The sequence below is a fragment of the Aureimonas altamirensis genome, assembly GCF_023702225.1.
GTDB lineage: Bacteria > Pseudomonadota > Alphaproteobacteria > Rhizobiales > Rhizobiaceae > Aureimonas > Aureimonas altamirensis_B.
The window spans coordinates 265,261-285,620 of record NZ_JAMQCO010000007.1 but is presented as its reverse complement, the minus strand read 5'-3'; the positions used below and the strand labels follow the sequence as shown (position 1 = coordinate 285,620).

General features: G+C 65.9%; 21 protein-coding genes, 1 tRNA gene and 1 pseudogene. 12 read left to right on the top strand and 11 right to left on the bottom strand.

Annotated elements, in window-relative coordinates:
• The first annotated feature begins 38 nt into the window (after positions 1-38).
• Positions 39-947 carry a LysR family transcriptional regulator gene (locus NDN16_RS13745; protein WP_251114141.1) on the top strand — a complete coding sequence of 303 codons (909 nt, stop codon included), beginning with the start codon at positions 39-41 and terminating at the stop codon, positions 945-947.
• 202 nt (positions 948-1,149) lie between these two features.
• Here NDN16_RS13745 and NDN16_RS13740 read toward each other — a convergent pair whose 3' ends face one another.
• On the bottom strand, positions 1,150-3,549 hold the full coding sequence (locus NDN16_RS13740) for a heavy metal translocating P-type ATPase (protein WP_251114140.1): 2,400 nt from the start codon (positions 3,547-3,549) through the stop codon (positions 1,150-1,152).
• A 56-nt stretch (positions 3,550-3,605) separates the two neighbouring features.
• Positions 3,606-4,028, bottom strand: a complete 423-nt coding sequence (locus NDN16_RS13735; RefSeq protein ID WP_251114139.1) for a winged helix-turn-helix transcriptional regulator — start codon at positions 4,026-4,028, stop codon at positions 3,606-3,608.
• Positions 4,029-4,115: 87 nt separating this feature from the next.
• Between NDN16_RS13735 and NDN16_RS13730 the strand changes: the two genes are divergently transcribed.
• Entirely contained in the window at positions 4,116-4,970 is an 855-nt protein-coding gene (locus tag NDN16_RS13730; RefSeq protein WP_251114138.1) for an SDR family oxidoreductase, read from the top strand.
• A gap of 345 nt (positions 4,971-5,315) precedes the next feature.
• A complete protein-coding gene (locus NDN16_RS13725; RefSeq protein ID WP_251114137.1) occupies positions 5,316-5,858 on the top strand; it encodes a flavin reductase family protein in 543 nt (180 codons plus the stop codon).
• A 298-nt stretch (positions 5,859-6,156) separates the two neighbouring features.
• Here the strand turns inward: NDN16_RS13725 and NDN16_RS13720 are convergent, their stop codons facing one another.
• The 3 genes from NDN16_RS13720 to NDN16_RS13710 all read right to left on the bottom strand — a co-directional run bounded on the left by NDN16_RS13720 (position 6,157) and on the right by NDN16_RS13710 (position 7,491).
• Positions 6,157-6,747, bottom strand: coding sequence for an ester cyclase (locus NDN16_RS13720; protein ID WP_251114136.1), 591 nt, complete (start codon positions 6,745-6,747; stop codon positions 6,157-6,159).
• A gap of 233 nt (positions 6,748-6,980) precedes the next feature.
• Positions 6,981-7,172: a hypothetical protein gene (locus NDN16_RS13715; protein WP_251114135.1), complete on the bottom strand. Its 192-nt coding sequence runs from the start codon at positions 7,170-7,172 to the stop codon at positions 6,981-6,983.
• 229 nt (positions 7,173-7,401) lie between these two features.
• Positions 7,402-7,491 (bottom strand) — tRNA-Ser (locus NDN16_RS13710).
• A 263-nt stretch (positions 7,492-7,754) separates the two neighbouring features.
• On the opposite strand from NDN16_RS13710, the gene NDN16_RS13705 reads away from it, so the two are divergent.
• Entirely contained in the window at positions 7,755-8,075 is a 321-nt protein-coding gene (locus NDN16_RS13705; RefSeq protein ID WP_251114134.1) for a hypothetical protein, read from the top strand.
• 69 nt (positions 8,076-8,144) lie between these two features.
• The gene (gene msrA / locus NDN16_RS13700) at positions 8,145-8,816 is read left to right on the top strand and encodes a peptide-methionine (S)-S-oxide reductase MsrA (protein WP_251114133.1); all 672 of its coding nucleotides are present in this window, start codon (positions 8,145-8,147) and stop codon (positions 8,814-8,816) included.
• A 9-nt stretch (positions 8,817-8,825) separates the two neighbouring features.
• Here msrA and NDN16_RS13695 read toward each other — a convergent pair whose 3' ends face one another.
• Positions 8,826-9,026, bottom strand: a complete 201-nt coding sequence (locus NDN16_RS13695; RefSeq protein ID WP_251114132.1) for a SlyX family protein — start codon at positions 9,024-9,026, stop codon at positions 8,826-8,828.
• A complete protein-coding gene (locus tag NDN16_RS13690; RefSeq protein ID WP_251114131.1) occupies positions 9,023-9,463 on the bottom strand; it encodes an acyl-CoA thioesterase in 441 nt (146 codons plus the stop codon). Before NDN16_RS13690 ends, NDN16_RS13695 begins: the two co-directional genes overlap by 4 nt.
• 100 nt (positions 9,464-9,563) lie before the next feature.
• Between NDN16_RS13690 and NDN16_RS13685 the strand changes: the two genes are divergently transcribed.
• The 4 genes from NDN16_RS13685 to NDN16_RS13670 are packed head-to-tail and all read left to right on the top strand — an operon-like array spanning position 9,564 to position 12,927.
• Positions 9,564-9,956, top strand: a complete 393-nt coding sequence (locus NDN16_RS13685; protein ID WP_251114130.1) for a cytidine deaminase — start codon at positions 9,564-9,566, stop codon at positions 9,954-9,956.
• Positions 9,953-10,729 carry a purine-nucleoside phosphorylase gene (locus tag NDN16_RS13680; protein ID WP_251114129.1) on the top strand — a complete coding sequence of 259 codons (777 nt, stop codon included), beginning with the start codon at positions 9,953-9,955 and terminating at the stop codon, positions 10,727-10,729. Before NDN16_RS13685 ends, NDN16_RS13680 begins: the two co-directional genes overlap by 4 nt.
• 6 nt (positions 10,730-10,735) lie before the next feature.
• A complete protein-coding gene (deoC, locus tag NDN16_RS13675; RefSeq protein WP_251114128.1) occupies positions 10,736-11,467 on the top strand; it encodes a deoxyribose-phosphate aldolase in 732 nt (243 codons plus the stop codon).
• Positions 11,467-12,927 (top strand): thymidine phosphorylase, encoded by a 1,461-nt coding sequence (locus tag NDN16_RS13670; RefSeq protein WP_251114127.1) that lies wholly within the window; start codon positions 11,467-11,469, stop codon positions 12,925-12,927. Before deoC ends, NDN16_RS13670 begins: the two co-directional genes overlap by 1 nt.
• Before the next feature lie 6 nt (positions 12,928-12,933).
• Here NDN16_RS13670 and upp read toward each other — a convergent pair whose 3' ends face one another.
• Both upp and NDN16_RS13660 read right to left on the bottom strand, forming a co-directional pair.
• The gene (upp, locus tag NDN16_RS13665) at positions 12,934-13,563 is read right to left on the bottom strand and encodes a uracil phosphoribosyltransferase (protein ID WP_285292685.1); all 630 of its coding nucleotides are present in this window, start codon (positions 13,561-13,563) and stop codon (positions 12,934-12,936) included.
• A gap of 87 nt (positions 13,564-13,650) precedes the next feature.
• Positions 13,651-14,841: pseudogene (locus NDN16_RS13660) on the bottom strand (phosphopentomutase); the annotation flags it as partial.
• 150 nt (positions 14,842-14,991) lie between these two features.
• Between NDN16_RS13660 and NDN16_RS13655 the strand changes: the two are divergent.
• From NDN16_RS13655 to NDN16_RS13645, 3 genes are read left to right on the top strand one after another with little or no spacing between them, the layout of a single operon-like run.
• The gene (locus tag NDN16_RS13655) at positions 14,992-16,140 is read left to right on the top strand and encodes a CtpF protein (RefSeq protein ID WP_251114126.1); all 1,149 of its coding nucleotides are present in this window, start codon (positions 14,992-14,994) and stop codon (positions 16,138-16,140) included.
• Between the two features lie 17 nt (positions 16,141-16,157).
• On the top strand, positions 16,158-17,516 hold the full coding sequence (locus tag NDN16_RS13650) for a leucyl aminopeptidase family protein (protein WP_251114125.1): 1,359 nt from the start codon (positions 16,158-16,160) through the stop codon (positions 17,514-17,516).
• Positions 17,513-18,376, top strand: a complete 864-nt coding sequence (locus tag NDN16_RS13645; RefSeq protein WP_251114124.1) for an NlpC/P60 family protein — start codon at positions 17,513-17,515, stop codon at positions 18,374-18,376. The genes NDN16_RS13650 and NDN16_RS13645 overlap by 4 nt, the downstream gene beginning before the upstream one ends.
• Here NDN16_RS13645 and choV read toward each other — a convergent pair.
• Together choV and choW are read right to left on the bottom strand one after the other, a co-directional pair.
• Positions 18,350-19,414: a choline ABC transporter ATP-binding protein gene (gene choV, locus NDN16_RS13640; protein ID WP_251114123.1), complete on the bottom strand. Its 1,065-nt coding sequence runs from the start codon at positions 19,412-19,414 to the stop codon at positions 18,350-18,352. The two genes, NDN16_RS13645 and choV, sit on opposite strands and share 27 nt — an antisense overlap.
• Positions 19,411-20,253, bottom strand: coding sequence for a choline ABC transporter permease subunit (gene choW, locus NDN16_RS13635; RefSeq protein ID WP_251114122.1), 843 nt, complete (start codon positions 20,251-20,253; stop codon positions 19,411-19,413). Before choW ends, choV begins: the two co-directional genes overlap by 4 nt.
• Between the last annotated feature and the right edge of the window lie 107 nt (positions 20,254-20,360).

The window sequence follows — 20,360 nt, the reverse complement described above, 5'->3', positions numbered from 1 at the left end:
CCTGTCAGAATTGGCGAACAATCGGAAGTTGATGTCGCGTGGACAGGATCGATCTTTTCCGCACCTTCGCGCGGGTGGTGGAGTGCTCCAGTTTTACACGCGCGGCAGATACGCTGGGCCTTCCGCGCTCGTCCGTTTCGGCGGCGGTGCAGGAGCTGGAAAGTCGCGTCGGCGCGCGCCTGCTGCATCGGACGACGCGCAAGGTTTCTCCAACGCAGGACGGGTTCGCCTTCTACGAGCGCTGTCAGCGTGTAATCTCGGACGTGGAAGATATGGAGGGGCTTTTCCGGAGGCCGGGCGCCAGCCCGTCCGGCCGATTGCGGGTCAATGTTCCCGGACGCGTCGGACGGCTCATCGTGGCGCCGGCGCTTCCGCAATTCCTGGATGCCTTTCCGGACATGGAGGTCGAACTCGGCGTCACCGACCGTACGGTCGACCTGATCGAGGATGGCGTCGACTGCGCCTTGCGGGTGGGTTCGTTGACGGATTCGGGCCTGATCGCCAAGCCGATCGGCAGTCTTCTCCTGATCAACGTGGCCAGTGCCGGATACATCGCGCGTTACGGCACACCCCTCAGGCCGGGCGATCTCTCGGGGCATTGGGCGGTCAATTACGCATCGCCTGCCAGCGGCCGGGTGGAGGACTGGGAATGGGTCGATGGCGGGACGGTACACCGCATGTCGATGCGCGGCCGGGTCACCGTCAACGATGCGGAAGCCTACATTGCCTGTTGCCTTGCGGGACTCGGTCTCATCCAGATACCGGCTTACGACGTCGAGGCGCATCTGGAGGCCGGGGAGCTGGTCGAGATCATGCCGGGCCATCGCGCCCAGCCGATGCCGTTGAACCTTCTGTACCCGCACCGCCGGCACTTGTCGCGCCGGCTCCAGGTCTTCGCCGATTGGCTCGAGGCGCTCCTCAAGCGAAAAGTGGGAACGCCGCTATGATGAGGCGGGATAGCGATGAGAACTATATTTACTCCATAGTTCTCTAGGATGCGATATTTTCTGCCATCTTGAGCGACGCTGCTTCACGTCGGCGCTAGGGCATGAAACATACCCTCGCACGGTTCTCAAACATAGGGGATTTCACTTCCTGGATGCGACCCGGCCCAGGTTCCTCTCCTTCAGGGTTTGTCCGCGTTTTGCATCATATCTTCGTCGCCCTCAGTCTCAGCGAATTGGCGATCACGCTGACCGATGAGAGCGCCATTGCCGCAGCCGCGATGATCGGCGACAGCAATATGCCGAACAGCGGATAGAGCAGGCCTGCCGCCACCGGGATCCCTGCAGCGTTGTAGATGAAGGCGAAGACGAGGTTCTGGCGAATGTTCGACATGGTCGCCTGCGAGAGCTTGCGGGCCCGGACGATGCCGGTCAGGTCTCCCTTAAGCAGAGTGACGCCCGCGCTTTCGATGGCGACGTCAGTGCCGGAGCCCATGGCGATGCCGACATCGGCGGCAGCCAGCGCCGGGGCGTCGTTCACGCCGTCGCCAGCCATCGCGACCACCTTGCCCTGTGCCTTCAGCTTCTCGACGACGGCGGCTTTCCGATCGGGAAGCACATCGGCTTCAACCTCATCGATGCCGAGACGGCGGGCAACCGCTTCGGCGGTCGTGCGGTTGTCACCCGTCAGCATGACGATGCCGATGCCCTCGGCGTGGAGCGCATCGAGCGCGGCCTGCGTCGTGGCCTTGACGGGATCGGCGATGGCGAAGATACCCGCGACGCTTTCGGCGACCCCGACATAAATAGCGGTCGCGCCATCGAGACGCAGCGCCTCGGCCGCATCTGCAAGGGGGGACACGTCCAGACCGTATTCGCCAAGAAAGGCAGCGTTGCCGATCACAATGCGTCGACCCTCGATTATTCCAAGCGCGCCCTTGCCGGTCGGGCTGTCGAAGGCCACGACGGGCGGGACCGATAGCCCCTTCGCCTCGGCCGCAGCGACGATGGCGAGTGCGAGCGGATGCTCGGAGGCCTTCTCGACACCGGCGGCAAGGCGCAGGATCTCGTCCTTGTCAAAGCCTTCGTCCGCGACGATCTGCATCACTCCAGGCTTTCCCTCGGTCAACGTACCTGTCTTATCGACAACGAGGGTATCGACCTTTTCCATCCGCTCCAGCGCCTCGGCATTCTTGATCAGCACACCAGCGCCCGCACCCTTGCCGACACCGACCATGATCGACATGGGCGTCGCGAGACCGAGCGCGCAGGGGCAGGCAATGATCAACACCGAAACGGCGGCTATGAGTCCATGCGCAAGCCGCGGGTCCGGTCCCCATATGCCCCAGGCAGCAAACGCGATCAGGGCGATCGCGATGACCATCGGCACGAACCAGCCCGAGGCCTGGTCCGCCACGCGTTGGATCGGCGCCCGCGAACGCTGAGCGTCGGCGACCATCTGGACGATGCGCGACAGCATCATGTCGCGACCGACCTTCTCGGCCCCGATCACCAGCGCCCCCGTCTGGTTGAGCGTGCCGCCGACGACTTTGTCGCCCACCGCCCGCGTCACCGGCATGGATTCGCCCGTCACCATGGATTCGTCGAGCGAGGAGCGGCCGTGCTCCACCACGCCATCGACGGGTACCGTCTCGCCTGGCCGCACGCGCAGCCGGTCGCCGAGCGCGACCTCATCGACCTGTACATCCTGCTCGCTCCCGTCCGCGTTGATGCGGCGCGCGGTTTTCGGTGCGAGATCGAGCAGCGCGCGGATTGCGCCCGATGTCTTCTCGCGGGCGCGCAATTCCAGCACCTGTCCGAGCAGCACCAGTACCGTGATGACGGCTGCCGCCTCGAAATACACCGCCACGGTTCCGTCGGCGGCGCGGAAGGCCTCCGGAAACAGCGAGGGAGCGAGCGCTGCGACCATGCTGTAGGCCCAGGAAACGCCGGTGCCCATGGCGATCAGCGTGAACATATTGAGGCTGTGGTTGACCAGCGAGGCCCAGCCGCGCTGGAAGAAGGGCCAGCCCGCCCAGAGCACGACCGGCGTCGCGAGGATCATCTGCACCCAGATCGAGACAGGGGCCGGAATCAGATGATGCAGCGCGGGAACGAGGTGAGAGCCCATCTCCAGCAGGAACACCGGGACCGCCAGAACCAGGCCGATCCAGAAGCGGCGCGTCATGTCCTTCAGTTCAGGACTTGGTCCCGTTTCGGCTGTCGCCACCACCGGTTCGAGCGCCATGCCACAGATCGGGCAGCTTCCCGGGCCGTCGCGACGAATTTCCGGGTGCATCGGGCAGGTCCAGACAGTGCCGTCCGGAAGCGTTTTGGAAACGGTCTGATGATGGCGCGCGTGATCCCCTTCGGCGGCACCGGGGTCTTCGGCCGCCGAAGCGGCATATCCTTCGGGCGCCGCCTCGAACTTGGCCTTGCAGCCAGCCGAGCAGAACCAGAAGCGGCGCCCGCCGAACTCGGAATGGTGCGTCGTTGCCGCCGGATCGATCTCCATGCCGCAAACGGGGTCGCGGACCCTGGCGCTCTCTTCCGGCCCCGCATGGCCGTGGCGGCTGTGAGGATCGTCAGGTTCGTTCGACGGCATACCTTCTCATCTTTCTGCTTGATCCGCTGCTAACCGGTTAGCCCCGAGGTGCCTGATCAACGCTCATGCTGCGGTTCATTCCAGTGCTGCAAGATCTGAGGAAAGGCGATTTCGACCCAGTCCGCCAGATCGCGAACCTTGCCGGCAGCCTCCTGCCCCAGGGGGGTGAGCGTATATTCCACATGGGGCGGCACGACCTTGTAGGCCTTGCGGTCGACCAGCCCGTCTTTCTCCAGCCATTGCAGCGTCTGCGCCAGCATCCGTTCGCTGACGCCGGTCACCTTGCGGCGCAGATCGCTGAAGCGTTGCGTGCCCGACATCAGGGCGATCAGCACCAGAACACCCCATCGGCTCGTCACATGCTTGAGCACCTCACGCGACGGACAGCCTTCCGCCATCAGGTTGCCGCGCTCGATCTTCTCCGAAAGGCTTTCGACCGCGACCTCACTGCCGTGTCGCGCGAGCTTGTCCAGCGTCATCAAACTTACCTTCATGTACGTACTTATTATTCGTTAGCAACTGTCATACATGTGGTTGACAACAACGCAAGACAAGGAGTTGTCAAAATGACAATCGCCGTAACAGGAGCGACCGGCCATCTCGGCCGTATCGTGATAGCCAAGCTGAAGGCGAAAGTCCCGGCCGCCGATATCGTCGCTCTGGTACGCTCACCCGAAAAGGCGGCCGATCTGGGTGTCGCTGCACGCGCTGCAGATTACGCAAGACCGGAAACGCTGGAAGCGGCTTTGGTCGGCGTCGACACGCTGCTGCTGATTTCCTCTAGCGAAGTCGGCCAGCGCGCGGTGCAGCACAGCAACGTTATCGAAGCCGCCAGGTCGGTCGGGGTCAAGAGGATCGTCTATACCAGCCTACTCCATGCCGACACGTCGCCACTCAGCCTCGCCGAAGAACACCGGCAAACGGAAGCGGCGCTGAAGGCGTCCGGCATCGGCTATACGATCCTGCGCAACGGCTGGTATTCGGAAAACTATACGGGCTCGATCGCAGGCGCGCTGGCGGGAGGCGCCTTGATCGGCAGCGCTGGCGACGGCAAGATTTCATCCGCCCCGCGTCTCGACTATGCCGAAGCTGCCGTCGCGGTCCTGACCAGCGAAGGGCATGAGGGAAAGACCTATGAGCTGGCAGGCGACACCGCCTGGACCCTCACCGACCTTGCCGCGGAAATCTCCAGGCAGACCGGCAAGGATATTCCCTACAAGAACTTGCCCGAAGCCGAATACGCAACGGTGCTCGCCGGCTTCGGCTTGCCGCAAGCGCTGGCGGCATCGATCGCCGGCTGGGATGTCGGCGCCTCCCAGGACGCGCTGTTCGACGACGTCAAGCAGCTTTCAAAGCTGATCGGCCGTCCGACCACCCCGCTGTCGGCCAGCGTCAGCGATGCGCTTGGGGCTCAGGCATGAGCCGCGCGTGGCTCGTTTGATAGCCCTCGTTTGACCCACGACATATCAAGCAGCCCAGTCCTTTGTCAGGCTGAGACAGGCTTGTAGGAGACTTTTCTTCATGGCCTACGCCACCATCAATCCTTACACCGGCGAAACGCTGGCTACCTTCAATGACTACATCACCGGTCAGGCGATCCTGACCGATGGCAGTATCGTCTATCGCTGATCCGGGACTACGACGTCCCACGGTTTACAGTGCCGAGCAGTCCTTTGCGCCTGCCAAATCTGGCAGGCGCGAAATCGCCAAAGGGCTGCGAGCGAGCGCATATTATGGTGTCATCACGCCAAACCAAGGATCACGACATGCATCCACTCGCGTTGGAAAAAGCATTTACCCTGATTGAGCCGGGGCCGGTCGTATTGGTGACGACCAACAACGGCGAACGGAACAATATCATGACCATCACATGGTCGATGGTCATGGGGTTTCAGGCGCAGTTCGCACTCACGACGGGCACCTGGAATTATTCCTATGCCGCTCTCGAGACGTCGCGGGAATGTGTGATCTCGATACCGACCATCGACATGATCGATACCGTCATCGGTATCGGGACCTGCTCGGGGGAGGATACGGATAAGTTCCAGAAATTCGGCCTGACAGCTCTGCCTGGAAAGCACGTGCGGGCCCCACTTATCAGCGAGTGTCTGGCGAACATCGAATGCCGCGTCACGGACATTATTGAACGCCACAGTATCGTCGTGCTGTCTGGCCTTGCGGCCTACTATGACGAAGCACGCAAAGAGAAGCGCATGCTGCACGCCGTCGGGGACGGCACTTTCATCGTGGATGGTCGTAAGCTCGATCGGAAGGAAATGATGCGGTCCAAGCTTCCTGCTGGCGTCTGAGCTGGCAGCGCCAATCGGTCCCGGTGCGTTCTCACCAACACGATCCGCGAAGACCTGGACCGCACGCGGCGTCTTGGGACTCATCCCAAAGCTGCTCGACCGTGTAGTGATGATGACCCTGACCTTCGCGGGACGATACTTCCAGCTCGGATACAGGGTGCCGACGGTTGGCTTGATATGCCAGTCTGGGAGGCGATGGGCGTTCTGGCAGAAGCCCAGACTGGCCGTATCCGCTGACGCACCACATGGTCCGGGTCCGGGTGATAGACCCAACATCAAAGGTGCGCCTGGCCCGACTTTAAGGGGCTACACCGATCTGCTGCATTAACGTCGAATTGTCCCAAAACAGATATTCCTCATCCATCGCCCCATCCTTGTTCCAATGGCCCAACGTTGCCATGGGCAGGTGATATGCCTTGCCTGTCGGCTGGATGACCTTGCCGTTGCCCAGGTCCATGGGTTGGGTGAAAGTCCCGTCAAGATATCCCATGACGGCGGTCCATTCCCCATCGGCGGTGCCGAACCGAACGGGATGCTGCGTGATCCGGTTATCCGGCGCGAAGGTCCACATGCCGCTCAGTTCCTTGATGTGATCAGGAATGCCGGTGGTGGTGTGTCCATCGGGGTAATGCACGACGATATTCTCGGCGTGGCTCTTGTGGAGATCGTCCCATTGCTGGTTGGTGTATACCCGGAAATCCAGATCATCGAACGTCGAGAGGCGCTCCGCGAGCTCCTTCGGCATCCCTTCGACTGTCGGTACGGGCTGTCCCGAGCGGCTTTCAGGCCAACGACTTTGTCCGCTCTGCTGGGCGAGAGCGGGCCCTGAAACTGCGGCGATGGCGAGGACCCCCGCCGCAAGGGAAATCGCAGACTTCGATCTTTTCATGTTTTCGTCCTTTTGAATTTGTCTATGTCGCTGTCCACAACTACCGACGGGACTTACCGGCGATGGTTATGAAGCAGTTCCTTGTCTCGATGTGCGATGACGTACGGGTAAAACCAATGATGAGTTTTTATAAGTACTTACATGGAGGTAAGCGTTGATGAAATTAATCGCAGCGGTGCAAAAGATCGGGGCGATAACGCTCGCCCCGATCCGCTTCGAGCGGCGGAGAGAGGTCAGGCGGACAGATCGAGCCCTTCCTTGCTGATGGAATGGCCAAGGCCCGGGAAAAGCCGCAGCGTGACATCGCCACCGGCATCGGCGAGCCGCTGTAGCGCGCCGGACCTATCCTTCACGAGCATGAAGGGCGAATTGAGGTTGGCCGAATGACTATCCTGGAGGTCCAGAGAGAAAATCTCCGGGCTCATGTTACAGCCCGCATAATTGAGGACGAGCTCCCCCTTTTCGGTCACATCGTCAGCCCGCGTGTGACCGCGCAAATGTTCGCGCCCTGGTGTATGATCGGCAGTCGCGGCAAAAGTTCATGCTAACTGGTAGGGTGTGCAAAAACCTGTCTACTTAAGTTAACTGAAAAAACGGCTATTTATTTGATAATTAAACGACATTATTGCAATCTTGTGCGGCAATCGGCGGTTCTGGCGGAGGGAGGGGGATTCGAACCCCCGATACGGTTTCCCGTATACACACTTTCCAGGCGTGCGCCTTCAACCACTCGGCCACCCCTCCGTCGGTTCGCGTCGACACCGCCCCGAAGGGGCGGGCGTGCCATCCAGCCTGTAAAAGGGAAGAGGCGTCCGAACCGGTCGGCGCGGACTATAGCCAGAACCGCTTCGCGTTCAAGCCTTCAGCGAAGCGCTGCGCGAACTTTCTTTTGGTACTGCCCGCCGCCAAGGGGTAATCATGCCGTAACCATCGCCAGGATAGGGTGATCGAGGCCGACGCAGGCTCTGATCGGCAGGCTCGAAAACAGGGGAAACAGGCCTCTACTCATGATCCGTTTCGCGCTCCGATTCGTCGCCTTCTTCGTTCTGGCCGCAGCATGTGTGCTGGGCGTCGGCGATGTCGCGCGTTCTCTGGCCGCGTCGGACTGGCGGTTGATGGACCTGGCCGAAGCAGCGGCGCTGGCCGCACCGCACATGCCTGCCGGACTGCCGGCCTTCAGCGGAACCGGCGCCGACATCCTCTCCTGGTTCTGGGCACAAACGGCCCACTGGCCCGCCGCGCCGTCGCTGGCCGCGCTGGCTTTGTTCGTCTTCGGGGCTACGGCCCGCCCTGCCTCCATCCGCCGCCGAGCGGCCCTGCGGCACTGACGGCCTTGCCGGCCGTGCCGGCGCTTCCCACATAGGGGCCTTCACCAAACGACACGAAGCGAGGGTCGCATGTCCATTCTCGACCGTCTCCTGCGCAAGGCCGAAATGCCCGACAGGGCCGCCGCGCTGCCAGGCCGCGACACGCCGATCGCCACCGCCGAAAGGCACTACGTCACCGGGGAGGGCCTCAAGGGTCCGTTTCCGCAGGGCGCCCGTACGGCCCTGTTCGGGCTTGGGTGCTTCTGGGGCGCCGAGCGCCGCTTCTGGCAGGCGGACGGGGTTCTCGGTACCGCCGTCGGCTATGCCGGCGGATATACGCCCAACCCGACCTATGAGGAAGTGTGCAGCGGCCGGACCGGCCACAACGAAGTCGTTCTCGTGACCTATGACCCGGCCAGGATAAGCTACGGGGAATTGCTGAAGCTGTTCTTCGAAAGCCACAACCCCACGCAGGGCATGCGGCAGGGCAATGACGTGGGTACGCAGTACCGCTCCGGCATCTATGTGGACGGTCCGGAACAGAGGCAGGCCGCGGAGAGCGCCCTTGCAGCCTACCAGAGCGCGCTGGACGACGCCGGCATGACGGCAAAGATCACCACCGAGATCGTCGATGCGCCCGAGTTCTATTACGCCGAGCCTTACCACCAGCAATATCTGGCCAAGAATCCCAACGGCTATTGCGGGCTGGGCGGCACGGGCGTCTCTTGCCCGGTCGGCCTCGGACCCGTTGCCGCCGAGTGACCGCTGCGGTCAGTAATGCGGCGGCCGGGTGACCTCCGGCCGCGGCGTCGCCACGTCCTCCAGTGCGAGGAATCGCTCGGCCAGCTCCTTCAACGCTTTTTCATGCCGCTCGATCTGCGTGAAGGCACGCGCCAGCTCGCCCGACAACTCGTCCACCATGCGAGCCTGATGGGCGAGGGCCATCTCGAGTTCGGCGATCCTGTCAGTCATCGAACATATGTCTCCAGAAGGGTGCGCAGCGCCGGGCCAAGCGGCGCCGGCCGGCGGGCCTGCGGATCTATGTGGACATGGACGAAGAGCCCTTCGGCAACGGCTTCCTCGCCCTTTTCCCTGAATACGCCGAGCTCGTAGCGAACCGACGAGGTGCCCAGCTTGCCGATGCGGATGCCGAGCGTGAGGATGTCCGGATAGGCCGCTTCGGCCAGATAGCGGCATCCCGTCTCCACCACGAAGAACATTGGGAAAGGGCCGTCGACGCGCGGCGCGATCTCCATCAGGAACCGCGTGACGGCCGTATCGAAGTAGGAATAGTAGACGGCATTGTTGAGGTGGCCGTAGCTGTCATTATCCGACCAGCGGGTCGGCACCTCGATGAAATGGGCATAGTCGGTCCGGCGCGGGCGGCCGGGCATCTGTGTCTGCGACATCGTCAACTCCCTGTTCGCAAGCTTGTATAGAGCATGCCGCGACGATGCTGTAAGTCTTCGTGACGACGGCGCCCGGCGCCACCAACAGCGAAAGGATGGCATGAGCGCGGATCTCTTCGGCATGGCCCGGTCTGCAATGCGCAAGGCGCATGCACCCTATTCGCGTTTTCCCGTGGGCGCGGCCCTGCGCACCACGGACGGACGGCTTTTTTCCGGCTGCAATGTCGAGGTGGTCAGCTTCCCCGAAGGCTGGTGCGCCGAAACCAGTGCCATTGCGCATATGGTGATGGACGGCGGCGGACGGATCGACGAGATCGCCATCGTGGCCGAAAGGCTTCGGGCCTGCACGCCCTGTGGCGGCTGCCGGCAGCGCATCGCAGAGTTCGGTGCGCCGGATACGCGCGTCTATCTCTGCGATCCTGTGGACGGCGTCGTCGAGACGCTCCTTCTCGAGGATCTTTTCCCACGCGGCTTTGCGGCGGACGCCCTGTGACACTCGCGTCCCGCCTTGCAAATCGTCCGCGCATCGCCCTGATTCTCGGCTCCGGTCTGGCGGCGCTGGAAAGCCTCGTCACGGTAGAGCGCAGGATCGCCTATGCCGATCTGGACGGGTTTCCGGCAGCCGGCGTTTCCGGCCATGCAGGCGCAGTCGTCTCGGGCACGCTTGCGGGCGTACCCGTGTGCCTCTTGTCCGGCCGGGCGCATTATTACGAAACGGGCAATGCCGCCGCCATGCGGCCGGTGCTGGAAGCCCTGCGCGACGCCGGGGTGGAGACCGTAATCCAGACGAACGCCGCCGGCGCGGTGAACCCGGCGATGGAGCCGGGCGACGTGATGCTGATCGAGGATCATATCAACCTTGCAGGCGCCAACCCGCTGACGGGCAGCCTCGGCGACCGCCGCTTCGTGGATATGACGAACGCCTACGATCCGGCCCTCGGCGGCCGGTTGCTGGATGCGGCGGAGGCGCTGGGCATTGCCCTGCACGCCGGCGTCTACGCCTGGTTTGCCGGCCCGTCCTTCGAGACCCCGGCCGAAATCCGCATGACGCGGCGCCTGGGCGCCGATGCCGTGGGCATGTCCACCGTGCCGGAAACCATCCTGTGCCGCTATCTGGGGCTCAAGGTCGTTGCCGCATCGGTGATTACCAATCTGGGCGCCGGGCTGGCGGATACGCCGCTGTCGCACGCCCATACGAAGGAGGCCGCCCCGATCGGCGGGGCGAAACTGGCCGCCATCCTGCACAAAGCCCTGCCGGAGATGTGATTCCCGATGCAATATCCGGATCTCGCCCGCCTCCTCGTGAGTTGTCTCGACCTCACGGACCTGAACGAAAGCTGCAGCGAAGGCGATGTCGCCGCCCTGATCGAACGAGCGCAGACGCCCTGCGGGCCCGTTGCGGCGATCTGCATCTGGCCGCGCTTCGTCGCCCATGCGCAGAGGCTTGCACGAGGGCGGTTCCGCATCGCCACCGTGGTGAATTTTCCGTCGGGTAAGGCGGATGTGCAGGCGTCTGCCGAAGAGGCTGCGCAGGCCATTGCCGACGGTGCTGACGAAATCGACTACGTCCTCAGCCGGGAGGCGACCGTGGCCGAGGTGTCCGCCATGCGGGATGCCTGCGCGGGACGCATCCTGAAAGTGATTCTGGAGACAGGGGAGCGTCCCGACGCTGGCGCGGTTGCCCTGGCGGCGCGCGTAGCGCTGCAGGGCGGGGCGGATTTCATAAAGACCTCCACCGGCAAGACGCGCACGGGCGCGACGCCCGAAGCGGTGGCCGTCATGCTGGATGTCTTGCGCCAGGCCGGCCGGCAAGCCGGCATCAAGCCCTCCGGCGGCATCCGCGGCTTCGACGCGGCGCGGCGCTATTTCGAGATGGCCGAGACTACGATGGGTGCCGGCTGGGTCGGCCCTGCGACCTTCCGCCTGGGAGCGTCCAGCCTGCTGGTCGATCTTCTTGCGGTTGCTGAAGGAAAGCCGGCTCCCGAAGTCCGAGGGCCCTATTGATGGCCGGACTGCCGCAGGAAACCATCCGCCGCAAGCGCGATGGCGGCGTGCTGGATGCTAGCGAAATCCGCGATTTCATCGCGGGCTTCGCCGACGAACGCGTGACGGAGGGGCAGGCCGCCGCCTTCGCCATGGCCGTCTTCTTCAATGGCCTTCGCCGCGACGAAACGGTGGCCCTGACGATGAGCATGCGCGATTCCGGCGACGTGCTCGACTGGAGCGGCATCGACAGGCCCGTCGTCGACAAGCATTCGACGGGCGGCGTCGGCGACAATGTTTCGCTGATGCTTGCGCCCATCGCGGCCGCCTGTGGCGCGGCCGTGCCGATGATCTCCGGACGCGGGCTCGGGCATACGGGCGGCACGCTGGACAAGATGGAGTCGATCGAGGGCTACGACGTCGCGCCGGACAATTCGACGTTCCGTCGCACCGTGGCCGAAGTCGGCTGCGCCATCATCGGCCAGACGGGGCGTCTGGCGCCGGCCGACAAGCGCCTCTACGCCATCCGCGACGTGACGGCGACGGTGGAATCGGTGCCGCTGATCACGGCCTCGATCCTGTCNTTCCGTCGCACCGTGGCCGAAGTCGGCTGCGCCATCATCGGCCAGACGGGGCGTCTGGCGCCGGCCGACAAGCGCCTCTACGCCATCCGCGACGTGACGGCGACGGTGGAATCGGTGCCGCTGATCACGGCCTCGATCCTGTCGAAGAAACTGGCGGCCGGCCTGCAGGGGCTCGTCCTCGACGTCAAATGCGGCTCGGGCGCCTTCATGGCGGCAAGGGGCGATGCCGAAACGTTGGCGCGCAGCCTGGTGGACGTCGCCAATGGCGCCGGCATGCCGACGCGCGCGCTGCTGACCGGCATGGACGAGCCGCTGGCGCGCGACGCCGGAAACGCGGTGGAGGTGCGCAATGCGGTGCGGTTCCTGACGGGCGAGCGGCGCGATGCGCGGCTGGAGGCGGTCACGCTGGCGCTGGCCGGCGAGATGCTGGATCTGGCCGGCCTGGCCGAAGGTCCGGCCGACGGCGTGGCCAGGGCCCGCCGGGCGCTGGATGGCGGCATGGCCGCGGAGCGGTTCGCCCGTATGGTCGCCGCACTGGGCGGGCCCTCGGATTTCATCGAGCGGATGGATCGCTATCTTCCGTCCGCGCCGGTTCGGCTGGCGGTGACGGCGGACGAGCCCGGAACCGTCGCCGCCATCGACACGCGGGCGGTCGGCCTTGCCGTCGTGGCGCTGGGCGGCGGGCGCACGCGCCCGCAGGATGCCGTCGACCATGCCGTGGGCCTGACGGAGCTTGCCGGCCTCGGAGACCGGCTGGAGCGCGGCCAGCCGCTTGCCGTCGTGCATGCGCGCAGCGAGGCAGCGGCGGCGGAGGCCGCCATGCGGCTGCGCGGCGCCTATCGCCTGTCCGGCGAGGTGGGGGCGGCAAGCGCGCCGGTGCTGGCGCGCATGACCTGACGGCCCCTATTTGGTGCCGTACATCCGGTCGCCGGCATCGCCGAGGCCGGGCATGATGTAGCCCTTCTCGTTCAGGCCGTCGTCGATGGACGCGGTGAATACGTCCACGTCGGGATGCGCGGCGCGGAACCGCTCGATCCCTTCGGGGGCGGCCAGCAGGCACAGGAAGCGGATGTTGCGCGCCCCGCGCTCCTTCAGCTTGTCGATGGCCATGATGGCGGAATTGGCCGTGGCCAGCATCGGGTCCACCACGATGACGAGCCGGCTGCCGAGATCCTCCGGGGCCTTGAAGTAGTATTCCACCGCTTCCAGCGTATCGTGGTCGCGGTAGAGGCCGACATGCGCGACGCGCGCAGCGGGAACCAGGTCGAGCATGCCTTCCAGAAGGCCGTTTCCGGCACGCAGGATGGAAGCGAAGACAAGCTTCTTTCCTTCCAGAATGGGCGATTCCATCTCCATCATGGGTGTCTGGATGCGAGTCGTGGTCAGGTCGAGGTTGCGCGTCACCTCGTAGCAGAGCAGCGTGGAGATCTCCCTCAACAGGCGGCGGAAGCTGGCCGTCGAGGTTTCCTTCTTGCGCATCAACGTCAGCTTATGCTGGACGAGCGGATGGTCGACTACGGTGACGCCTGTCATGAAACCTCGTGCGGGTGGTTCGGTCTGTCCGTCCTGATCTAAAGCCTGGCGGCCTCCGCGCCAAGCCGGCGCTTGCGCCGGGTTCAAAAGGAAGCTGTGTCCGTGGCGGCCCGGCGCAAGGCCGAGATGGGCGGCGACGCTTTCGCCGATATCGGCGAAACTGTCGCGGTGGCCGATGGCGCCGGGCTCGATCCCTGGGCCGAAAGCCAGAATCGGCACGTTCTCGCGCGTGTGGTCGGTGCCGGCAAATGTCGGGTCGCAGCCGTGGTCCGCCGTTATGACGGCGAGGTCTCCGGGGCGCAGGCGCGAGAACAGGTCCGGCAGGCGTGCATCGAACGCCTCCAGTGCGGCGGCATAGCCTGCGACATCGCGCCGATGACCGAACAGCATGTCGAAATCCACGAAATTCGCGAAGACGAGGTCGCCCTCGCGGGCATCGTCCATCGCCCCGAGCATGGCATCGAACAACGCCATGTTGCCCGCCCCCTTGCGCACTTCGGTTATGCCGCGATGCGCGAAGATATCGCCGATCTTGCCGACGCCGATGACCTGCCGCCCTGCGGCGACGGCCCTGTCGGCCAGGGTCGGTTCGGGGGGCGGGACGGAATAGTCGCGCCGGTTTGCCGTGCGGGTGAAGCCGGCGGCCGGCGTGCCGGTGAAAGGCCGCGCGATGACGCGCCCGATCCGCAGCGCGTCGACGTGTCGGCGCGCTATGGCGCAAAGGCCATAGAGCCGGTTCAACCCGAAATGCTCCTCATGCGCCGCGATCTGCAGAACGCTGTCCGCCGAAGTATAGACGATGGGCTTGCCGCTGGTGATGCTTTCGGCCCCGAGTTCCGCGACGATCTCGGTGCCCGAGGCGTGCCTGTCGCCGAGAATGCCGGGAAGGCCGGCCTCCTGAACGAGAACGGCAGTCAGCGCGGCCGGCAGTGCCGGAATGGTGCGCGGGAAGTAGCCCCAGTCGAACCGCACGGGCACGCCGGCGATCTCCCAGTGGCCGGAGGGCGTATCCTTGCCGCGCGACACCTCCGATGCCGATCCGTAGCGGCCCCGCAGCGATGCGGGCTCGCCACGGCCCGCGGCCGCGTCCAGCCCGAGCGCGACGAGGTTGGGCAGGCGCAAGGGCCCTTCGCGCAGGCCGGGCCTGTCGGCCCCGCCAAGGGCTGCGGCCTTTGCGATATGACCGTAGGTATCCGCACCGAGATCGCCATAGGCGCCGGCATCGGGCGCCTGGCCGATGCCGAACGAATCCATGACGATGAGAAGCGCGCGCCCCATGCTTGTATACTCCGAAAGCTCTTTCCGTCCCTTCATAGCGAGATGGGCCCGCCGCGTTAATGCACCCTTTATCGGTTGGGCCGCAGGATGGCGCCCGGCGGCTCGCACCGCCCGTATCGTATCGCGTAGCACGGGGACGCTCTGCCGCACATGCACTCCGCCGGCACATCGGGAGAGGCGCGCACCGCCGCAGGCGGCAGGGTCGTGCCCAGGCTTCCGCCACTGCTGCTCCACGCCTTCTGCGCGGACGAGCGCGTGGCTGCGTGCCTGCGCCGCGCAGCGGAGGCGCCGGTTTTGTCGCAGCTGACGGTGCGGGTGCGCATGGGCGGCATCGAGGCGGCCGAACGCTTCTATGCCGGGCGTCCGACGCCGCACCTCCTGGTCCTGCAGTCTGACGATGCGCCGGAAGATCTGCTTCACGCGCTGGACGATCTGGCCGAGGTCTGCGACCCCGAGACGCGGGTGCTGGTGATCGGCAATGCCTCCAGCGTCGACCTTTATCGAGAGCTGATGCGCCGGGGGGTGTCGGGCTACCTGTCACAGCCGGTGGATGTTGCGGACATCGTCGGCGCGCTGGCGCGCATGGAACCGGCGGAGCCTGCGGCCGGCCGCCCGCGCAGCATCGCCTTCATCGGCGCGCGGGGCGGGGCGGGCTCGTCGATGCTGGCGCAGAACCTCGCCTTCCTGTCGGCGCGCCTGTTCAAGGACAAGGTCGTGCTGGCCGACCTCGATCCCGCCTTCGGCACGGCGGCGCTGAACTTCGACCTGTCGCCTCAGGATGCCGGGCTGATCGCCTGCAGCGAGCGCCTGTCGCTATTGGCTCTGCCGCACGACTGGCGCGCGGATCCGTCCGGGCGCGCCCTTGCGCAGTCTCTGGATGCCGCGCGCCGGGCCGCCGGAATCGTGATGATGGACGTGCCGCATGGCTGGAACGCCACCATCCGCAACCACCTGAAGTCCGCCGACGCCGTCGTGGTGACGACGACGCCCGACCTTGCCGGGCTTCGCAACGTCGCGGGCCTCGTCGATGCGCTGGAAACGCTGGAGCCGGCGCTGCCGCGCCCCTGGCTGGTGATCAACCAGGTGGGGGCGGCGAAGGCGCACGAAATCCCCATAGCCGATTTCGCCGAGCCGGGGCGGCTGAACCTTCTGGCGGCGCTGCCCTACGCACCGTCGCTGTTTGCGGGCGCGTCCGCCCGGGGGCGCATGCTGGCGGAGGCCGCGCCGGACCACCCCTTGACGCGAAGCCTCGCGCGGATGACCCATGTGATCACGGGCCGGGTGCCCGCACCGAACTGACACGTCTGGAAGCCATCATGTCCGATCAGAATGCGATTCGCCCTGTCCACGCCGTCCACGCCGAAGACAGGGACGGGCTGCCCGAGACCGCCCGCGGCTGGGTGCGCGCGACGGGATTTGCGGCAAGGCCCGGCGAGGTGCTGCTGGTGCCGGGGACGGATGGGGGGCTGGCGGCGGCGGTGCTGGGCCTCGGGGCCCGCAAGGAGGCGTCCGCCGCGACATCGCTGCTGACCGGCGCGCTGGCCACGGCCCTGCCGGCGGGGCGCTGGCGGCTGGACTGCGAGCTCGACCCGGATCTTGCCGCGCTGGGCTTCCGGCTGGGGGGATATCGCTTCGATCGCTACCGCCGAAAGGGCCAGGCGGCGCCGGACGGGCCGCAACTCGACGTCGCGGGCTCGGGCGGCCACGAGATTCGGCTTTACGAGGGTATCGCGCTGGTGCGCGACCTCATCAACACGCCCGCCAACGACATGGGCCCCGATGCGCTCGAAAGCGCCGCGCGCGATCTTGCCGCCGAATTCGGCGCGGCTGTGGAGGTGACGACGGGCGATGCGCTGCTGGCGGCGAACCTGCCGATGATCCATGCCGTGGGGCGGGCCAGCACGCGAGCGCCGCGCCTGATCGACATGCGCTTCGGCCGGCACGATGCGCCGCGCATCACGCTGGTCGGCAAGGGCGTGGCCTTCGATACCGGCGGGCTCGACATCAAGCCGGCATCCGGAATGCTCCTGATGAAGAAGGATATGGGTGGGGCAGCCAATGTGCTGGGCCTGGCGCGCATGCTGATGGCGGGGCGCGCCGACATCGCCCTGCGCGTCCTGGTTCCGGCGGTGGAGAATTCGATCTCCGGCGATGCCTTCCGGCCCGGCGACGTGCTTGCCAGCCGCAAGGGCCGCACGGTGGAAATCGGCAATACCGATGCGGAAGGGCGCCTGGTGCTGGCCGACGCGCTGGCCCTTGCCGACGAGGAGGCGCCCGAACTGCTCGTCGACATGGCCACCCTGACGGGCGCGGCGCGGGTGGCGCTGGGGCCGGACCTGCCGCCCTTCTACACCGACGACGAGGAACTGGCCGCCGAGCTTGCCCGGGCTGCGGCCGTACTGGCCGACCCGATGTGGCGCATGCCGCTGTGGACGCCTTATGCCGCCAACCTGTCCTCCCGGGTGGCCGACATCAACAACGTCACGACCGATGGTTTCGCAGGGTCGGTGACGGCGGCGCTGTTCCTGCAGGGGTTCGTCGAGCGGGCCCGGGCATGGGTGCATTTCGACGTGTTCGGCTGGCGTCCGAAGGCCGTGGCATGGGGCGGCATCGGCGGCGAAGCGCAGTGCATCCGCGCCTTGTCGTCCGTCATCCTGGACCGGTACGGCCGATGACCCTCGACCGGCGTCGCAACGCCGCCCGACCCGATCTGGCCGACGCGCGCCTGAAAGGGCAGGTCACTGCGGAGCGGTTCGTCGATGGCCGCCCGGCCCGCATAATCGCGCCGCTGGCGCCTCTGCGGCGGCGTCCGGCATCGGATGCGCCGCTGGAAACGGAGGCCCTTTGCGGCGAGGCGCTGACCGTGTTCGAGGATACGGGCGAAGGCTGGATGTGGGTGCAACTGGCGTCGGACCGCTATGTCGGCTGGATGCCGTCGGAGGTCGTCGCCTTCGACGCCGCCGCACCGACGCACATTGTCACCGCGCCGCGCACGCTCGTCTTTCCGGGGCCGGACATCAAGCGGCCGCCTCTGGGTGGCCTCACCATGGGCGCGGGAATAGTCGCCGCCGGCACGGCCGAAGACGTCAACGGGGCGTATGTCCTCGTGCAGCCCTTCGGCGCCGTCGTGGCACGCCATTGCCGGCCGGTGGCCGACGCTCCGGGCGCGAACTTCGTCGGCATCGCCGAGGGGCTGATGAACGCGCCCTATCTCTGGGGCGGCAAATCCGCCCTCGGCATCGACTGCTCGGGCCTGGTGCAGCTGGCGGCCGGCATGGCTGGCCTGGCCCTTCCGCGCGACACCGACATGCAGGAGGCGGAAGCAGGCGCGCCGCTTGCGCCCGGCGAACCGATGCGGCGCGGCGACCTGGTCTTCTGGAAAGGGCATGTCGGCATCATGCGGGACGCAAGGACGCTGCTGCATGCCAATGCCCATCACATGATGGTGGCGTCGGAGCCCCTGGCGACAGCCGAGGCGCGGGCCGCCGCGAAGGGCTCGCCCATCACCTCACGCCGCCGCCTCTCCATTGGTTGAGGCGCGCTCGCGCACCAGCGCCGCGACAACCTCGGAAGCGCCGACGCGGCCGACGACATGGCCCTTGTCGGACACCAGAACCTCGCCGCCGCGCCTGTGCAACGTTTCCATCACGCGGCGCAGGGGCGTCTCGCGGCTGACCGCCGAGGCGAGCGGCGTCTCAAGGGAGGCGCCCTGCATCGAAACCATCGCGTCTTCGGCCGTCAGCACGTTCATCGGGTTCACATGGGCGACGAAGTCCGCCACGTAGTCGCCGGACGGATTGCGCACGATCTCGCTGGCGGTGCCCACCTGCACGATATGTCCGCCTTCCATGATGGCGATGCGGTTTCCCAGCTTGAACGCCTCGTCCAGATCGTGGCTGACGAAGATGATCGTCTTCCTGAATCTGGCCTGGCTTTCGAGAAGTTCGTCCTGCAGCTTGGCGCGGATGAGCGGGTCGAGCGCCGAAAAGGGTTCGTCCATCAGGAGGACGGGCGCGTCGGTGGCGAAGGCGCGGGCCAGTCCCACGCGCTGTTGCATGCCGCCCGACAACTCGCCGACGCGGCTGTGCGCCCAATCCTGCAGGCCGACGATCTCCAGCTTCTCCATCGCCTGGCGACGACGGTCCGCCCTGGAGACGCCGGCGAATTGCAGCCCGAGCGCGACGTTGTCCACGACGCTGCGCCATGGCAGCAGAGCGAATTGCTGGAAGACCATCGCCACTTCGTGGCGGCGCAATTCGCGCAGCCGGCGCGAGCCCGCGGACTGGATGTCGACCGCGCCCTTGCCGGTATCCACCACTACCCGCCCGCGCGAGACGGGCGCCAGGCCGTTGACGGCGCGGATCAGCGTGGACTTGCCCGATCCGGACAACCCCATCAGCACGGCGATTTCGCCCTCATGGATGTCCAGCGTGGCGTTGGCGACGCCGAGCGTCGCACCGGTGGCCTCGCGGATTTCGGCGCGCGACTTGTTCTGGTCCACCATTTCGAGGGCGCGCTTTTCCCCGTCGCCGAAGACGATGCTCACATTCTGGAACGAGACGATGGGCTTCATCGGCTGCCTCCTTCGTCGATGCGGAAGAAACGGTCGAGGATGATGGCGAGGATCACGATGGCCAGCCCGGCCTCCAGCCCGCGCGCGATATCCACCGTGTTGAGCGCGCGCAGGACCGGCACGCCGAGCCCCGGCGCGCCGACCAGCGCGGCGATGACCACCATGGACAGCGACAGCATGATCGTCTGCGTCAGGCCGGCCATGATCTGCGGCAGCGCGTTGGGAATCTCGATGCTGAACAGGCGCTGCAACCCCGTGGCGCCGAACGCGTCCCCGGCTTCCAGCAGTTGCGCCGGGGTGGATACGATACCCAGCCGCGTCAGCCGGATGGAAGCGGGCAGGGCGAAGATGACGGTGGCGACGAGGCCCGGTACGGTGCCGAGGCCGAACAGGATGAGCGCGGGAATGAGATAGACGAAGGTCGGAATGGTCTGCATCAGGTCCAGCACCGGCCGCATGACGTTGTAGATCCACTGCCGGCGCGCCGCCAGGATGCCCAGCGGCACGCCGATGGCCATGCAGACCGCCGTGGCCGAGAGAACCAGCGCCAGCGTCTGCGTCGTCTCGCGCCAATAGCCGAGGTTGACGATCAGCATGAGGCCCAGTGCGGTCATGAGGGGGGCGGCGATGGTGCGCCGCATGACGAAAGCGAACAGCGCGAAGGCCGCGATGACGGCGAGGGGCGGCGGCGTCTCGAGTGCGTAGGTGATCCAGCCGATGATCGCCGAGAGGCCGGCGCTGAGGGCGTCGAAGAAGGGCAGGAAGTTGCCGATGAGCCAATCGAACCCGTCTTCGCCGTAGCGGCCGATCGGGATCTTGTGACTGGTGATCCATTCCACGGGGTCTTTGACCTCCCTGTTGCTTTCCGGAATGTGACAAACCTACGGCAGGCAGGTTTTTTGTCCAGCGGTTGGCGCGGCGGCGCCCGGCCATTATGGTGCGCCGC

What these genes read in the sequence shown, in the direction of transcription:
- NDN16_RS13650 (WP_251114125.1), top strand. Translation starts at nt 16,158, where the DNA reads ATGTCCGATCAGAATGCGATTCGCCCTGTCCACGCCGTCCACGCCGAA.
- msrA (WP_251114133.1), top strand. Translation starts at nt 8,145, where the DNA reads ATGTCCATTCTCGACCGTCTCCTGCGCAAGGCCGAAATGCCCGACAGG.
- NDN16_RS13690 (WP_251114131.1), bottom strand. Translation starts at nt 9,463, where the DNA reads ATGTCGCAGACACAGATGCCCGGCCGCCCGCGCCGGACCGACTATGCC.
- NDN16_RS13735 (WP_251114139.1), bottom strand. Translation starts at nt 4,028, where the DNA reads ATGACGCTGGACAAGCTCGCGCGACACGGCAGTGAGGTCGCGGTCGAA.
- deoC (WP_251114128.1), top strand. Translation starts at nt 10,736, where the DNA reads ATGCAATATCCGGATCTCGCCCGCCTCCTCGTGAGTTGTCTCGACCTC.
- NDN16_RS13725 (WP_251114137.1), top strand. Translation starts at nt 5,316, where the DNA reads ATGCATCCACTCGCGTTGGAAAAAGCATTTACCCTGATTGAGCCGGGG.
- NDN16_RS13705 (WP_251114134.1), top strand. Translation starts at nt 7,755, where the DNA reads ATGATCCGTTTCGCGCTCCGATTCGTCGCCTTCTTCGTTCTGGCCGCA.
- NDN16_RS13645 (WP_251114124.1), top strand. Translation starts at nt 17,513, where the DNA reads ATGACCCTCGACCGGCGTCGCAACGCCGCCCGACCCGATCTGGCCGAC.
- upp (WP_285292685.1), bottom strand. Translation starts at nt 13,563, where the DNA reads ATGACAGGCGTCACCGTAGTCGACCATCCGCTCGTCCAGCATAAGCTG.
- choV (WP_251114123.1), bottom strand. Translation starts at nt 19,414, where the DNA reads ATGAAGCCCATCGTCTCGTTCCAGAATGTGAGCATCGTCTTCGGCGAC.
- NDN16_RS13655 (WP_251114126.1), top strand. Translation starts at nt 14,992, where the DNA reads ATGCACTCCGCCGGCACATCGGGAGAGGCGCGCACCGCCGCAGGCGGC.
- NDN16_RS13715 (WP_251114135.1), bottom strand. Translation starts at nt 7,172, where the DNA reads ATGAGCCCGGAGATTTTCTCTCTGGACCTCCAGGATAGTCATTCGGCC.
- NDN16_RS13730 (WP_251114138.1), top strand. Translation starts at nt 4,116, where the DNA reads ATGACAATCGCCGTAACAGGAGCGACCGGCCATCTCGGCCGTATCGTG.
- NDN16_RS13695 (WP_251114132.1), bottom strand. Translation starts at nt 9,026, where the DNA reads ATGACTGACAGGATCGCCGAACTCGAGATGGCCCTCGCCCATCAGGCT.
- NDN16_RS13740 (WP_251114140.1), bottom strand. Translation starts at nt 3,549, where the DNA reads ATGCCGTCGAACGAACCTGACGATCCTCACAGCCGCCACGGCCATGCG.
- NDN16_RS13720 (WP_251114136.1), bottom strand. Translation starts at nt 6,747, where the DNA reads ATGAAAAGATCGAAGTCTGCGATTTCCCTTGCGGCGGGGGTCCTCGCC.
- NDN16_RS13685 (WP_251114130.1), top strand. Translation starts at nt 9,564, where the DNA reads ATGAGCGCGGATCTCTTCGGCATGGCCCGGTCTGCAATGCGCAAGGCG.